We start from the raw sequence: 15117 nt of genomic DNA on the forward strand, positions 1-15117 counted from the left end.
AATGAGTCAGGGAGTAAGGAGGAAGGGACGTTGCGTAAAAAGGTCTTGTGGCTGTTAGCCATGACTGGAATACTTACCGTTTTATCAGGGTGTACGCAGGTCAATGAAGATATCACTTCTGATAGTACGGGTTTTTGGAATGAATATGTTGTATGGCCTCTATCTCAAACTATCGAGTATTTTGCCGATATCACTGGTGAGAGTTATGGTCTGTCGATCATCATCATCACCATTATCATTCGTTTGATATTGCTGCCGCTTAACGTCAAGCAATTGAAGAGTTCAAAAGCTATGCAGGATATCCAACCGGAATTACAGGAGTTGCGTGAAAAGCACAGTTCTAAAGATGCACAGACTCAGCAAAAATTACAGCAGGAAACCATGCAGCTTTTCCAAAAGCATGGAGTGAATCCGCTGGCTGGCTGTTTGCCACTTGTTGTCCAAATGCCGATTTTGATCGGTTTTTACCATGCAATCATGCGTACATCAGAAGTTGCTACCCATAGCTTTTTGTGGATGGAGCTTGGAGAACCGAGTTATATTTTGGCTATAGTGACAGCGGGAACCACGTTCTTGCAGCAAAAGTTGATGATGGCTGGTTCTACCGCAATGCAAAATCCGCAAATGACAATGATGCTTTACCTTATGCCGATCATGATTGGTACATTTGCATTCTTTTTCCCATCAGCACTGGCCCTCTATTGGGTAGTTGGTAACTTGTTTATGATCGCGCAGACGATATTCATCCGAAAACCGATGATGAAAGAACAAGAAACGGGAGGAAAAACTAAGTGAAGCAAATAACTGCTACTGGACAAACAGTTGAGGAAGCGGTCCAATCAGCGTTAGAGCAGTTACAAACATCCAGGGACCTAGTAGAAGTAAATATTATCGATGAAGGAAAGAAAGGTTTTTTTGGTTTTGGCAGTAAGCCGTCCATTGTCAAAGTTTCGAAGGTGGATACTAAGGCAGAAGACCAGGAGCAAGAAATCAATTCAGAACCAGAAACCAAATCAGAAGTAAAACAAGAAACAAGAGATGAACCAGAAATAAATGTTGCAGCTAAAAAAATGGATCAGCAAGAGGATGCCATTAAAGAAGCGGAGCGTTATATCGAAGAAATTGCGGAACAAATGGGTGCTCCGGTCGAGGTAAAAACCACGGTCCATGGCCGGGACATCCACTTTGAATTGATAGGTGAGAAAATCGCTTTATTGATTGGAAAACGTGGCCAGACATTGAATGCATTACAATATTTGCTGCATTTAACGATCAACCGTAATACCGATCAATATTATACAGCGGTTCTCGATGCGGAAGGTTACAGGGACCGCCGGAAAGATACGCTGGAAACGTTGGCAAGCCGGCTATCGGAAAAAGCATTACGTACAAATGAAGATGTTAAGCTTGAACCGATGCCATCTTATGAGCGGAAAATCATCCATACTGCCCTGCAAAATAATCAGCAGGTGGAGACCTACTCGGCTGGTAACGAACCTAAACGTTATGTGGTAATCCGTCCGTCAAAATAATAGATTTAGCATTCCGTCAGCACTGCTGACGGATATTTTTTTGTCTAAAGAATAAGGGACTAATCGAATACCGAAACTAACTTTATACACATGTGGATAATGAGAATTACATCAAAAAACAAATGATCTTGTTGATATCTTTTCAAATCGGATAGAAATATGATAATCTAATAAGTTAGTGACAATGAAAATACATGTTTGTGGATAACTTATATATACGAAATATGAAATAGAGGAATGAAGGAGGTGGGCGTATTGGAAACAGATACAATAACGGCTATATCAACCCCGATGGGGGAAGGGGCTATTGCCATTGTCCGTTTAAGCGGTCCTGAAGCCGTATCGATTTCTAATGAACTATTCCAAGGGAAAGATTTATCTAAGGCCGACTCTCATACCATGCATTATGGGAAAATCATCGATCCAGAAACAAATGAAGTAGCAGAAGAAGTCATGGTATCGATCATGCGGGCGCCGAAAACTTTTACGAGAGAAGATGTCGTGGAAATAAACTGTCATGGCGGGCTCGTTTCTGTCAATCGAGTACTGGAAATTGTGTTAGCAAAAGGAGCACGGCTTGCTGAGCCTGGCGAATTCACGAAGCGGGCCTTTTTAAATGGCCGTATCGATCTCTCGCAGGCAGAAGCAGTCATGGATTTGATCCGCGCTAAAACGGACAGGGCGATGAATGTAGCTTTAAAACAAATGGATGGCAGGTTGTCGAAATTGATTCAAAGCCTGCGTCAGAAATTGTTAGAAACACTTGCCCATGTCGAGGTGAATATCGATTATCCGGAGTATGATGACGTAGAAGAGATGTCGCACAACATGATGGAAGAGAAAACAAAAGAAGTCCTTGAAGAAGTAAAAAAATTACTTCAGACTGCCCAGCAGGGTAAAATTCTTCGTGAAGGGCTGGCAACAGCAATCATTGGACGTCCGAATGTCGGGAAGTCTTCTTTGATGAATGCGCTCGTCCATGAGAATAAAGCGATTGTCACCGAGGTTCCAGGTACGACGCGTGATGTGATTGAGGAATATGTGAATGTCCGTGGTGTACCGCTTCGCCTTGTCGATACTGCAGGAATACGTGAAACGGAAGATATTGTGGAGAGAATTGGTGTAGAGAAATCCAGACAAGTGTTGAAGGAAGCTGATTTGATTCTGCTTGTGTTAAACTATGGAGATGAGCTGACAGCAGAAGATGAAAAACTCTTTGAAGCTGTAAGGGATTTAGATGTGATTGTCATCGTTAATAAAACCGATCTTGAGCCGCAGCTGGATATGGAACGAGTCCAGACATTGGCAGACAAGCACCCTGTCATCACGACAGCGCTGCTTCACGAAAAAGGGATCGATGAATTGGAACAGGCAATCTCTCAAGTCTTCTTTGAAGGTGAATTGGACACAGGGGATATGACATATGTATCGAATGTCCGTCATGTTCAGCTCTTGAAACAAGCGAAGCAAGCTTTAGAAGATGCTCTCAACGGCATGGAGATGGATATGCCGATTGATATGGTGCAAATAGATGTAACTCGTACATGGGAAATACTTGGCGAAATCGTTGGCGATACGGTTCATGAAAGCTTGATTGATCAGCTTTTTTCCCAATTCTGCTTAGGAAAATAATTATTTAAAGGAGAGACAACAACCATTGACTTACGATGCTGGACATTATGATGTGATCGTTATTGGTGCAGGTCATGCAGGGTGTGAAGCAGCACTTGCTTCAGCGAAGCGTGGAGCAAAGACGCTGATGCTTACCTTGAACCTGGATTTGGTTGCTTTTATGCCGTGTAATCCGTCGATCGGAGGACCGGCAAAAGGTGTCGTCGTGCGTGAAATTGATGCGCTTGGCGGTGTGATGGGGAAAATCATTGATAAGACGCATATTCAGATGCGTATGCTGAATACAAGAAAAGGCCCTGCTGTGCGTGCGTTGCGAGCACAGGCGGATAAACCACTATATATTCAGGAAATGAAAGAAACGTTAGAAAATCAGGAAAATCTGACATTGCGCCAGGGGATGGTGCAGCGCTTGATCGTTGAGGATAATGAAATCAAGGGTGTAGTGACGGAGACGAAAGCGGCTTATACTGCGAAAACTGTTATTGTAACGACTGGTACATTTATGCGCGGAAAAGTAATTATCGGGGATTTGGAATATGAAAGTGGGCCTAATAACCAGCGTCCAACTGTAGCCCTATCGGAGCATTTGGAAGAGTTGGGGATAAAGATGGTCCGTTTTAAAACCGGTACACCAATGCGTGTCAACAGTCATACCATCGATTACTCTAAAACAGAGATCCAGCCAGGTGATGAGGAACCTCGGGCATTTTCTTATGAAACGACCGAATTTATCATGGATCAGATTCCATGCTGGCTTACCTATACGAACGAATACACACATCAAATCATTGATGAAAACCTTGGGTTGTCACCGATGTATTCCGGAATGATCAAAGGTACAGGACCGCGTTATTGTCCTTCGATTGAAGACAAAGTGGTACGTTTCCACGATAAACCACGCCACCAGATTTTCCTGGAGCCAGAAGGGCGAAACACGGAAGAGGTCTATGTACAAGGACTCTCGACATCTCTTCCTGAATTCATTCAGAAAAAGATGATAGAAACAGTACCAGGGCTGGAAAAAGCAGAAATCATGCGTGCCGGCTATGCCATTGAATATGATTCTGTGGTACCGACCCAGCTATGGCCGACCTTGGAAACGAAAAATATCAAAGGACTATTCACAGCTGGTCAAATCAATGGAACTTCCGGTTATGAGGAAGCTGCTGCACAAGGAATCATGTCAGGAATCAATGCTGCTTCCAAAGCACTTGATCTCGAACCGCTGATCCTTGACCGTTCACAGGCATATATCGGAGTGCTGATCGATGATCTAGTTACAAAAGGGACCAATGAACCTTATCGTCTGCTTACGTCCCGTGCCGAGTTCCGGTTGATGCTCCGTCATGATAATGCTGACTTGCGTCTTACGGAAATTGGTTATCAGATGGGCATGATCACCGAAGAACGTTATGAAAAGTTTCAGGAGAAAAAACAGTTGATCGAAGAAGAACGGAAACGTTTAGACGGGGTCATTTTAAAGCCCGAAGAAAAAGTTCAGCATATCGTCGAACAAGCAGGCGGCACACCGTTGAAAGAAGCTGTCCGTGCCTCTGATTTGTTGCGTAGACCGGAAATGAAGTATGATATGATCGAAACATTGACAGCACCTGAAGTGGCCCTTCCGGAGGACGTCAAAGAACAGGTCGAAATTCAAACGAAATATTCAGGCTACATTACGAAAGCCTTACAACAAATTGAACGAATGAAAAAGATGGACGATAAGAAAATACCAGATAATATTGATTATGATGCCATCAATGGTTTAGCTACGGAAGCCCGGGAAAAATTGAAAGAAGTCCGGCCACTTTCTGTCGGTCAGGCGTCCCGTATTTCAGGAGTCAACCCTTCTGACGTTTCGATTTTACTGGTCTATATTGAACAAGGAAAAATTGCACGCGTATCCAACGAATAAGAGAAGAAAGGATGGACCAATGGATAAGCATACCTTTCTAAGCAAGCTGAAAGAACAAGGAATCGAATTAAACGAAAAGCAACAACGGCAATTCCAGCAATATTTTGAAATTCTGGTGGAATGGAATGAAAAAATGAACCTGACTGCCATCACAGATGAGGAAGGCGTCTACTTGAAGCATTTTTATGATTCAATTACCGCTGCTTTCTACCATGATTTCACGAAACCTTTACAAATTTGTGATGTAGGAGCAGGGGCTGGTTTTCCCAGCCTTCCTCTTAAGATCGTTTTTCCCCACCTGAAAGTGACGATCGTTGATTCATTACAGAAACGGATCACTTTTTTAAATCACTTAGCCCATGAATTAGAACTGAGTGATGTCGCATTTTATCATGATCGGGCAGAAAACTTCGGAAAGAACAGCAAGTTCCGTGAGAGCTATGACATTGTCATGGCTCGAGCCGTTGCCCGGCTTTCCGTATTGAGTGAATTATGCCTGCCACTCACCCAAAAAGGTGGACTATTCATTGCCATGAAAGGTCCGAATTTGTCAGACGAACTCGAAGATGCTCAATTTGCGATCCGTACTGTCGGCGGCGAAGTAGCACAGGTGCACACCTTTGAACTTCCGGAAGAAAATAGTGAACGGAATATTGCTTTAATAGAAAAACGTCGTAAGACCCCTAAAAAATATCCAAGAAAAGCTGGCGTTCCTAACAAAACGCCTATTCAGTAACAGATTAGCAGAAGAACCTGCTTTTCCAAATCAAATCGGGTTTCTTTGGTACCGTACCTCAAATAGGTACGGTTTTTTATTTTGGCTCTGTTAAACGCAGTTGTTGATTTTCCATAAGAGTCTTATTCAAATAAAGAGCTGCAAAGTCGAAGACTTGATTCGAAATGTTAATCTGAATAACGGTTCGGTGGGGAATGATTCCCTTTCCGCGGGCATGCGCTGAGCCTTCAGCAAAAGGGAGCTTAACTGTAAAATCAATCTGGAAGATATTAAAAAAAGCGTCTGGAATAGTCGATACACCCGCCAGATGATATACTGAGCGAATAAATATAAAAAGAAAGGGTTCATCATGAATAAAGCAGTTACTATCATCGTACAATTCATCGGTTTATACTTCCTGTACTGGTTGGGATCAGCAATTCAGAAGGTGCTAAATCTGTTCATCCCGGGCAGTGTCATAGGTCTCATCCTCCTTTTCGTGCTCCTTTCCTTCAAAGTAGTGTCGGAACGCTGGATACAACAAGGAGCAGGATTCATGATCACCCATCTTCCGTTCTTCTTCATTCCGGCAACCGTCGGCGTCATCAGCTATGCCTATATTTTCAAAGGAAAAGGTATACTTTTGATTGCCATCGGGATGTTAAGCACGATGCTCGTCATGGGATTGTCAGGGGTCATCGCTCAAATGATGGTACAGAAAAAGGAGGGGTCCTATGAGTAATGTCATTATTGGCCTCGCCGTCATTGTTGCAACGATACTCATATATTGGGGATCCGTTAACGTCTATAAAAAGTTTCGTCATATCTACACCGTCCCGATCATTTCTTCTACGCTCGTGACGATCGTGATTCTGCTCATCTTTCAAATATCCTATGAAACCTACATGATCGGTGGCCAGTGGATTGACCATTTACTTGGTCCTGCGGTCGTAGGATTAGCGTACCCGCTCTATCAGTATCGGGACATTTTAAAAAGAATGCTGCTTCCGGTTGTGACTGGAACGTTTATCGGTGCTGTCGTCGGTATTACTTCTGGACTCCTCCTTAGCAAGTGGGCAGGATTCAGTGAGTTAATTATCAACTCGATCGTTCCCAAATCCGTCACCACTCCAGTCGCCATGGCCATCGCAGAAACGACCGGCGGCGCCATGCCTTTGGCCGCGGTATTTGTCATGATCGCCGGCATTGGGGGTGTATTGATCCATCCGTTTGTTTGGCACTATTTTCATCTCAACCATTATATTGGGCGAGGTGTGGGTATGGGCAGCGCTTCTCATGCCATCGGTACGGCGACCTCCATGGAACGCGATGATCTGGAAGGTTCCATCAGTACGATCGCCATGGTGCTTAGCGCTGTCATCGTCTCTATGATCGCTCCGGGTCTTACAGAATTGCTGCTGTAATAAGCAATGAAGAGAAATACAATTTACCATAAGAGAAAAGAACAAGTAGAACGCAGGCTTTTTATATCGCTTATTAAAATGATTTCTATCAAGCTATTAAATTTGTAAATTATGATTCGTGGTGATACTTTTTAATAGATAATTATGATAAAATAGGGAAAGAAATGAAAAGGCATACTCGTGCGCAGCAGTCTTCCGATTCTGCAGCGTTTTTTTCTATAATCAGTCATTGTTTCACGTGGAACGAACCAATACTTGAGTGTGCTGCTCGCAAAAAGGTGGTGTCTGAACATGTTACATCCTTTCAGTCGCTTATTTGGCCTGGGAGATAAACCAGATTCTGATTCGGAACCCGAAGCAGAGGCTTTAGAGGAAAAAGAATATCATGCGGATGAGGTCGTCCATATTCCAGTCAACCGTGTACAGCCGAACCGGTATCAGCCAAGGGCTGTTTTTAATGCGGAAAAAATAGCTGAACTGGCACAGACCATCCATACCCATGGCATGATTCAGCCAATCGTCGTCCGACGTCTGGATGAAGAAAATTATGAATTGATTGCCGGGGAACGACGGTGGAGAGCTGTGCAGTCATTAGGTTGGGAAGATGTCCCTGCGATACTTAGAGAGATGAATGATGCGGAGACGGCATCCGTTGCTTTGATTGAAAACCTTCAACGGGAAGAGTTATCAGTCATTGAAGAAGCAGCGGCGTATGCACGTTTGATTGAAATCCATGAGTTGACACAGGAAGCACTAGCTCAACGTCTTGGGAAAAGCCAATCGACAATTGCCAATAAGATGCGATTACTCAAGCTCCCTGAAATGGTTCAGCAGGCTATCATGGATAAAGAGATAACAGAACGCCATGCACGTGCGTTGATTGCTGTTAAAGATCCTGAACTGCAAGAAAAAATCCTGCACGAAATCATTGAAAAACAACTGAATGTCAAACAAACGGAAGAACGGATCAAAAAAGAAACAGAAGAGAAGAAACCGAAGAAAAAGCCACGGATGAAAGGTGTCAATAAAGATATCCGTATTGCAATGAATACGATCCGCCAATCGTTGAATATGGTGAATGATACTGGAATCAATTTAGAAACAGATGAACAGGATCATGATGATTATTATCAGATCACCATAAAAATACCGAAGAAAAATCAGAAATAGTCTTTTTATTCCCATCTTCTGTTTGGAAAGGTGGGGATTTTTTAATAAAAAGCTTTATCGCTGGATCATTGCTCTTTCTATATGATGGGGAGTGAAGTTGCTCTCATATGATAAGGAATTCTAATGCTCGATCATGGATTTTAAAAATTCGAAGTCAGAATATAAAAAAAAGTGATAGAATAGATGTTGACTCAGCAGAGGTTTTTTTACGAGCAGGTGCGATTAATCCTTCGGCCTGTGTTGTTTGATATATCGAGAAGTAGGTAGGTGACATCATGGGAAGAACAATCGCCATTGCCAATCAAAAGGGTGGCGTAGGAAAAACGACGACAGCTGTCAACCTTAGTGCGTGTCTCGCATATCTGAATCATAAGGTGCTTTTAGTCGATATCGACCCCCAGGGCAATGCGACAAGTGGAGTTGGGGTTAATAAAGGAGATGTCGATCAATGTATTTACAATATATTAATCGAAGATCAAGAGGCAAAAGATATCCGAACCTCTACTTTGGTCGAAAATCTCGATGTTATTCCTGCAACCATCCAATTAGCTGGAGCTGAAATTGAACTGGTACCGACCATATCGAGGGAGGTACGGCTCAAACAAGCTTTAGATGACGTGAAAGATGAATATGACTATATTATTATCGACTGTCCGCCTTCCTTAGGGCTTTTGACGATAAACTCCCTGACCGCTTCCGATTCCGTCATCATCCCTGTGCAATGCGAGTATTACGCATTAGAAGGGTTAAGTCAGTTATTGAATACAGTGAGGTTAGTCCAAAAACATTTGAATAAAGATTTGATGATTGATGGGGTTCTGCTCACCATGCTTGATGCTCGGACTAATCTTGGCATCCAGGTGATTGAAGAAGTGAAGAAGTACTTTCAGGAGAAAGTATATAGTTCTATCATTCCGCGTAACGTCCGCTTAAGCGAAGCACCAAGTCATGGACAACCTATCATACTATATGATCCGAAGTCTCGCGGTGCTGAAGTATATTTAGAATTGGCAAAGGAAGTGATTGCTAATGGCGAGAGGGTTAGGTAAAGGGCTCGACGCGTTTTTCACGGAGGTGAGAGACGGGGAAGAAGAAAGCATCAAGGAAGTGTCTGTCAAGCAATGCCGTCCCAACCCGTATCAACCACGGAAGAGATTTGATTCGAAGGCCATTCAGGAACTCCAGGCATCCATCAAAGAACATGGCATCCTGCAGCCTTTGATTGTCCGTAAAAGCATCAAAGGATATGAAATTGTAGTCGGGGAACGAAGGTACCGTGCTGCTAAAGCAGCTGGGTTAGACAAAGTGCCCGCTGTCATCAGGGAATTGACAGATGAACAAATGATGGAGTTGGCATTATTGGAGAATTTACAACGAGAAGATTTGTCGCCGATTGAGGAAGCAGAGGCATATAAGCAACTGATCAATGAGTTAGGAATAACCCAGGAGACATTGGCGAAGCGGCTGGGTAAAAGTCGTTCCCATATCGCAAATTTGGTCCGGTTATTGAGCCTGCCAGAGCCGATCATCGCATGGATCAACGAAGGAAAGTTATCCATGGGGCATGGACGGGCTTTACTGGGATTGAAGGATAAGGAAAAGTTAGTCCCTATCGCTGAAAAAATCCAGGCAGATATCATGAATGTCAGGCAAGTAGAATTGTTGATCACTCAATTGAATGATAACAGTCAAAAAAAGAAAGAAAAAGATCGCAGCCATAAGCAAAAAGATATTTTTCTGCAAGAACAGGAAGCAGCATTACGCGATCAATTAGGGACTGGCGTGTCCATTCACCGCGGAAAACGGAAAGGTAAAATTGAAATAGAATTTTTCACGGATGATGATTTGAACCGGATATTAGGAATGTTTGAAACTAAATAAATAGCAATAACCTGGTTAACCCACTCACTTAACCAGGTTTTTTTATCAGGAGGTAGACAAATGATTTATTTGGATCAGGCAGCGTCCTCCTTCCCAAAGCCTTCAGCTGTTGCAGAGGCAATGATGGAAGCTGTGAACGAGTACGGAGCCAACCCGGGTCGTGGCACTCATGCGTTAGCTGATCGTGCTGCGAATACCATTCAGACAACTAGAAAGCTTTTAGCTCAACGGTTTGGGGCAAGCGATCCTAGAAAGGTTATATTCTTCCCTAATGCCACGACAGCATTAAACCAGGCGATCCAGGGCTTTCCATTAATGGAAGGGGATCATGTAATTACGACGATGTTTGAACATAATTCGGTACGGCGTCCATTGGAATACTTGAAAGATCAGAAAAGAATCGAGGTCACTTATTTAAGTGGGAGTTCTGAAAAGTTGATTGAAGGCTTGTATGCGTCCATGCGCCCTGAGACCAAGCTGGTCATTGTGTCCCATGCTTCTAATATTACGGGTGAAATAGCCCCGTTGAAATCGATGATTGAAATCATCAAAGGGACGGCTAGTAAAGTCCTTGTGGATGCTTCTCAGACGGCGGGCCATTTTCCGATACATATGAAAGAACTGGGCATAGACATGCTGGCATTTCCAGGACATAAAAGGCTGCTTGGACCTCAGGGTACTGGAGCATTGCTGGTAGAAGGAGAAGTAGAATTAGAACCGCTCTTGTACGGTGGGACAGGGAGTTTTTCAGAACTTCCGAAACAGCCGGATCATTGGCCTGAAAAATATGAAAGTGGCACACTGAACACTCCCGGGATAGCTGGCTGGAAGGCCGCACTGGAAGAATTGAACGGACTTGTTTCACGTGAAACTTATCTGACACAAAAATTGATGCATGGACTGCTTGAGATAAAGGATGTCATGGTTTATGGACCTGGACCGGAAGTGGAGCGGATGCCTGTGGTTTCCTTTAATATTGGAGATATTTCCTCCCAGGAAATCGCTATGGTCCTTGACTCTCACTACCAGATTGCAGTTCGGGCAGGGTTGCATTGCAGTCCGACCTCTCACCAGTACTATGATACAACTGAACAAGGCGCAGTCAGGGCAAGCATCGGTCCCTACAATACGGAAGAAGAAATCGACCGTTTTGTCCAGGCAATTGAAGAAATAAGAATTGGGTATATGGAGATGTAGTTATGGTATTATATGGAACAATCGTAAATGGGATATGTATCATAGCAGGCACGTTACTAGGATTATTTTTCACCAAAATACCGGAACGTTATAAAGAAACGATTATGCAAGGAATCGGATTAGCCGTCATTCTGATTGGGCTGCAAATGGGTTTTCAAACAGAGAACATAGTCGTTGTATTGTTGAGCCTGCTTTCAGGCGCAATCATAGGGGAAGGAACACATTTAGAAACGAAGCTGGAAAACCTAGGTAAATGGATTGAGAGTAAGGTGGCAAAACCAGGATCAACCTCTACTGTGGCTCAAGGTTTTATTACAGCTTCCCTGATTTTTGTCATTGGTGCTATGTCCGTCATCGGAGCTTTAGACGGGGGATTGCGCGGCGATCATGAAGTATTGGTTACAAAAGCGATCATCGATGGGTTTGTCGCACTTGTGTTGACAACAACCCTGGGCTTTGGGGTGGTCTTTTCTGTTGTTCCCGTTGTGTTGTACCAGGGTGGCATCGCATTGTCAGCTACCCAAATCAACAGGTGGATTCCTCAAGAAATGCTTGATGCTTTCATCGTTGAAATGACAGCGACGGGTGGGCTGATGATTGTGGCGATCGGATTGAATCTGTTGAACTTAACAAAAATACGCGTCGCAAACCTGTTACCAGCGTTATTGACAGTCGGGTTCATTCTCTATATCTCTAAGCTTTTTTAAGCAAATCCATACATTTATCACTCCACTAATCATTCTTTCGTAATAAAGAGGTAGGAAGAGAAATAGCTTAACAATAAATATTAGCTGTTAAGACAAGGAAGAGGTGTTTAGGTAGAGCGATGGATTCAAGAATTATTTACGGATGACTTACTCGCAAAGGCGGCTGGGAAATATGGGATTGATCCCACAAAAACACAAAATCTTGGGGGTTTTGAAAACTATGTTTTTGAAGTCTACAAAGATGGAACCCCATATATATTACGTTTGACCCATTCCTCTCACCGCAGTAAATCTGAATTAAAGGGAGAATTGCAGTGGATCAATTTTCTACATGATAATGAAGTGAATGTTTCGTTGGTTCATGAGTCAATGTCAGGAAGTCTTATGGAAGAAATCAAGACAGGTGAAACTTCTTTTTTTGTCTGTTTATTTGATAAAGCACCAGGCAGAATGGTGAAAGTAGATGGGGATCTATTTAAGCCGGCATTGTTTGAGACTTGGGGAGAAACTGTAGGGAAAATGCACCGTGTCACCAAAGGTTTCGTCCTGGACAGTGGGAGAAGAGACCAATGGGATCAAGATGATTTACTAGACTTTGAGGTTTACCTGAATCGTACCCGGGATGCAGAAATTATTACGAAGGGAATAGAGCTTATCAAAGAAATAAAAGCTTTGCCGGAGAACCTGGCAAACTTCGGTCTCATCCATTCGGATATCCATCCAGGGAACTTCTTTTACAACGAAGGCGAAATCCATGTGTTTGATTTCGATGACAGTAAGTACCATTGGTATATTAGTGATATTGCTATCCCTCTTTATTACTCAACCTGGTGGAAGTATAGAAATGAAAGTTTAGAGGTTCGATCCGGGTTTGGCGAAGTATTTCTATACCATTTCCTGAAAGGCTTTCAAAAGGAGCATCAAATAGAGGCGGAATGGATTACAAAAATTCCGTTGTTTTTGAAACTTCGCGATTTTGAACTCTATACCGTGTTTCATAAAAAATGGGATATGGCATCGATAAATAAGGAACAGCAGCAATTGGTTGAACAAATACGTGAGCGGATTATTCGTGATGAACTGATGGTAATGCTTCCCTATAAAAATATTATAGAACAGCTCAAGAGCGAGTAAACATAAGGATTTAATTCAACTATGGTGGAGAATTTCCTCATAAAAAATCACCCGGACACATAGATTTCCGGGTGATTTTTACGATTAGTTCGTGGAAATATTACGAAAGGCGGGCTTTTTTTTGTCCCGCAGCTGCAGTTCTAGGTCCACCCGGTGAAAGGCTTGGGAAACCTGGGAGGCCATCTCGATGACAGTATGAAGCCTGGTGTTTTGGAGGACAAAGTATTCCATGAATCCTCCCACATTGACAATACCGCTGATAGAAATATCTCCAACTTTAGGAAGGTCTTTTTTCATAGCCGCTCCAGGTGCCAAAGCGCCCTTTGAAACCGAAATAATCCCGATGGAAGAGTTCTTTCCAAGACAAGCATCTATCGCAATGATAAATGGACGGGTATAACTGCTATGGATCTCTTGTATAGTATCTTTGAGATTCAAGGCATGTACGGGGTTAGCCAGCGTGCCATATACGGAAAAATGCTTCGGATTCTGGTCGGTAATCATCGACCCTGCAAGGGGACCGAAGGAGTCTCCGGTAGAACGGTCCGTTCCGATACAGACCACAACCATTTTTCTCTCCTGAGGAAGGAGATCCAACAGGCGCTCACTCATTTCCGGCACAACTAAAGGATCTGAATAAAGATGGCGTGTTTCTTTATGTAAAAACCTTTCCCGAAGATTCATAGCTTTTCCTCCAAATACATATTGGTATTAGTATATAAAAGTTTTTACTTTTCTATACATACACACAAAAACTTAGAATGTGGAGGAGCGACTATATGTGGAAATCAGGCGGCAAGTGGATGTTTTTGATCATTGGAACAATGATAGGGGCGGGGTATGCTTCCGGTCGTGAACTTTGGCAATTTTTTGGTCATGAAAGTGGACTGGCCATTGTATTGTTTTCTATTCTGTTTACAATTTGCTGCTATGTGATTTTATCTATCAGTTATGAAAAGAAGTCGAGCCACTATTTACCTGTTCTTCGGGTGATCGTAGGGAAACATCTTACCGGAATTTATGATTGGATGATCATCCTTTATCTATTTACAACTACCGTGGTAATGCTTGCGGGAAGTGGAGCTACCTGGCAGGCTTTCCATTTTTCCTACCGGTTTGGTGTACTGGCCATTGTCATTCCACTTATTTTAATTTTCATTTGGGATGTCAAAGGCATCGTTTCCATCAACAGCTTCATTCTTCCACTTCTGATAATCGGTTTGTTCCTCGTATTGTTATTATTCACAATTGATCAGAAATTGACGCTGTTTTCCCATCTCCATGAGACGAGCAATTGGATGGCAGCCTTTCCGTTTACAGCTTTGAATATCTTGCCACTTATTGCGGTACTAGGGGCTATCGGCAATCAGATGCAGGAAAAAAATGAGATTTGGGTCGCCAGCATCGGCAGTGGAGTGGTACTTGGATCGATTTCTTATTTGTATAACAATAGTCTGCTTCAAATATCAGAAGAAATTTTATTGTATGAAATCCCCTTATTTGCTATTTTAAAAGGCTATCCCTTTGAGATGCTGTTATTCATGTCCGCTTTGCTGTGGATTGCTATCTTTACCACTGCGGCGTCGGGCGTGTTCGGGTTGATTACGAGATTCCGGAGGTTACTTGATGTCCCATTATGGATCCTTGCAATGATGGCTGTCGCTTTCATGCTTCCATTCACGTCTTTTGGATTCTCTACTTTGATTGAATACTTATACCCTCTCTATGGGGTTTTAAATTTGTATGTCCTGTCATCACTTTTGTTGTATCCGATCGTAAATCGCTATAAAATGGAGACATGATTATTTAA

Annotated in this window: 15 protein-coding genes; 14 read left to right on the forward strand and 1 reads right to left on the reverse strand. The window is 42.9% G+C overall.

Annotated elements, in window-relative coordinates:
• The first annotated feature begins 30 nt into the window (after positions 1-30).
• From spoIIIJ to BLV00_RS02690, 13 genes are all read left to right on the forward strand, one after another.
• A complete protein-coding gene (gene spoIIIJ / locus BLV00_RS02630; protein ID WP_093042136.1) occupies positions 31-795 on the forward strand; it encodes a YidC family membrane integrase SpoIIIJ in 765 nt (254 codons plus the stop codon).
• Positions 792-1532, forward strand: a complete 741-nt coding sequence (jag, locus tag BLV00_RS02635) for an RNA-binding cell elongation regulator Jag/EloR (protein WP_093042138.1) — start codon at positions 792-794, stop codon at positions 1530-1532. Before spoIIIJ ends, jag begins: the two co-directional genes overlap by 4 nt.
• Before the next feature lie 255 nt (positions 1533-1787).
• Positions 1788-3164, forward strand: coding sequence for a tRNA uridine-5-carboxymethylaminomethyl(34) synthesis GTPase MnmE (gene mnmE / locus BLV00_RS02640; RefSeq protein WP_093042140.1), 1377 nt, complete (start codon positions 1788-1790; stop codon positions 3162-3164).
• Positions 3165-3189: 25 nt separating this feature from the next.
• Positions 3190-5079 (forward strand): tRNA uridine-5-carboxymethylaminomethyl(34) synthesis enzyme MnmG, encoded by a 1890-nt coding sequence (gene mnmG / locus BLV00_RS02645; protein ID WP_093042142.1) that lies wholly within the window; start codon positions 3190-3192, stop codon positions 5077-5079.
• Between the two features lie 19 nt (positions 5080-5098).
• Positions 5099-5815: a 16S rRNA (guanine(527)-N(7))-methyltransferase RsmG gene (rsmG, locus tag BLV00_RS02650; RefSeq protein WP_093042144.1), complete on the forward strand. Its 717-nt coding sequence runs from the start codon at positions 5099-5101 to the stop codon at positions 5813-5815.
• 349 nt (positions 5816-6164) lie between these two features.
• Positions 6165-6536, forward strand: a complete 372-nt coding sequence (locus tag BLV00_RS02655; protein WP_093042146.1) for a CidA/LrgA family protein — start codon at positions 6165-6167, stop codon at positions 6534-6536.
• Entirely contained in the window at positions 6529-7218 is a 690-nt protein-coding gene (locus BLV00_RS02660; protein ID WP_093042148.1) for an LrgB family protein, read from the forward strand. The genes BLV00_RS02655 and BLV00_RS02660 overlap by 8 nt, the downstream gene beginning before the upstream one ends.
• A 291-nt stretch (positions 7219-7509) precedes the next feature.
• A complete protein-coding gene (noc, locus tag BLV00_RS02665; RefSeq protein WP_093042150.1) occupies positions 7510-8388 on the forward strand; it encodes a nucleoid occlusion protein in 879 nt (292 codons plus the stop codon).
• Positions 8389-8663: 275 nt separating this feature from the next.
• Complete coding sequence (locus BLV00_RS02670) at positions 8664-9437, forward strand: ParA family protein (RefSeq protein ID WP_093042152.1); 774 nt, start codon at positions 8664-8666, stop codon at positions 9435-9437.
• Entirely contained in the window at positions 9418-10269 is an 852-nt protein-coding gene (locus tag BLV00_RS02675; protein ID WP_093042154.1) for a ParB/RepB/Spo0J family partition protein, read from the forward strand. Before BLV00_RS02670 ends, BLV00_RS02675 begins: the two co-directional genes overlap by 20 nt.
• A 60-nt stretch (positions 10270-10329) precedes the next feature.
• Positions 10330-11466, forward strand: a complete 1137-nt coding sequence (locus BLV00_RS02680; protein WP_093042156.1) for an aminotransferase class V-fold PLP-dependent enzyme — start codon at positions 10330-10332, stop codon at positions 11464-11466.
• Positions 11467-11468: 2 nt separating this feature from the next.
• The gene (locus tag BLV00_RS02685; RefSeq protein WP_093042158.1) at positions 11469-12173 is read left to right on the forward strand and encodes a DUF554 domain-containing protein; all 705 of its coding nucleotides are present in this window, start codon (positions 11469-11471) and stop codon (positions 12171-12173) included.
• 177 nt (positions 12174-12350) lie between these two features.
• A complete protein-coding gene (locus BLV00_RS02690; protein ID WP_281242974.1) occupies positions 12351-13307 on the forward strand; it encodes a phosphotransferase enzyme family protein in 957 nt (318 codons plus the stop codon).
• Between the two features lie 84 nt (positions 13308-13391).
• Here BLV00_RS02690 and yyaC read toward each other — a convergent pair whose 3' ends face one another.
• Positions 13392-13991 (reverse strand): spore protease YyaC, encoded by a 600-nt coding sequence (yyaC, locus tag BLV00_RS02695; protein ID WP_093042162.1) that lies wholly within the window; start codon positions 13989-13991, stop codon positions 13392-13394.
• A 95-nt stretch (positions 13992-14086) separates the two neighbouring features.
• Between yyaC and BLV00_RS02700 the strand changes: the two genes are divergently transcribed.
• A complete protein-coding gene (locus BLV00_RS02700; protein WP_093042164.1) occupies positions 14087-15109 on the forward strand; it encodes a YkvI family membrane protein in 1023 nt (340 codons plus the stop codon).
• Positions 15110-15117 lie beyond the last annotated feature (8 nt).

It is taken from the genome of Thalassobacillus cyri (genome assembly GCF_900107755.1).
Taxonomy (GTDB): Bacteria; Bacillota; Bacilli; order Bacillales; family Halobacillaceae; genus Thalassobacillus; species Thalassobacillus cyri.

Coding starts and splice junctions, on each gene's coding strand:
- rsmG (WP_093042144.1), top strand. CDS start 5,099: ATGGATAAGCATACCTTTCTAAGCAAGCTGAAAGAACAAGGAATCGAA.
- BLV00_RS02655 (WP_093042146.1), top strand. CDS start 6,165: ATGAATAAAGCAGTTACTATCATCGTACAATTCATCGGTTTATACTTC.
- BLV00_RS02660 (WP_093042148.1), top strand. CDS start 6,529: ATGAGTAATGTCATTATTGGCCTCGCCGTCATTGTTGCAACGATACTC.
- noc (WP_093042150.1), top strand. CDS start 7,510: ATGTTACATCCTTTCAGTCGCTTATTTGGCCTGGGAGATAAACCAGAT.
- BLV00_RS02670 (WP_093042152.1), top strand. CDS start 8,664: ATGGGAAGAACAATCGCCATTGCCAATCAAAAGGGTGGCGTAGGAAAA.
- BLV00_RS02675 (WP_093042154.1), top strand. CDS start 9,418: ATGGCGAGAGGGTTAGGTAAAGGGCTCGACGCGTTTTTCACGGAGGTG.
- BLV00_RS02680 (WP_093042156.1), top strand. CDS start 10,330: ATGATTTATTTGGATCAGGCAGCGTCCTCCTTCCCAAAGCCTTCAGCT.
- BLV00_RS02685 (WP_093042158.1), top strand. CDS start 11,469: ATGGTATTATATGGAACAATCGTAAATGGGATATGTATCATAGCAGGC.
- yyaC (WP_093042162.1), bottom strand. CDS start 13,991: ATGAATCTTCGGGAAAGGTTTTTACATAAAGAAACACGCCATCTTTAT.
- BLV00_RS02700 (WP_093042164.1), top strand. CDS start 14,087: ATGTGGAAATCAGGCGGCAAGTGGATGTTTTTGATCATTGGAACAATG.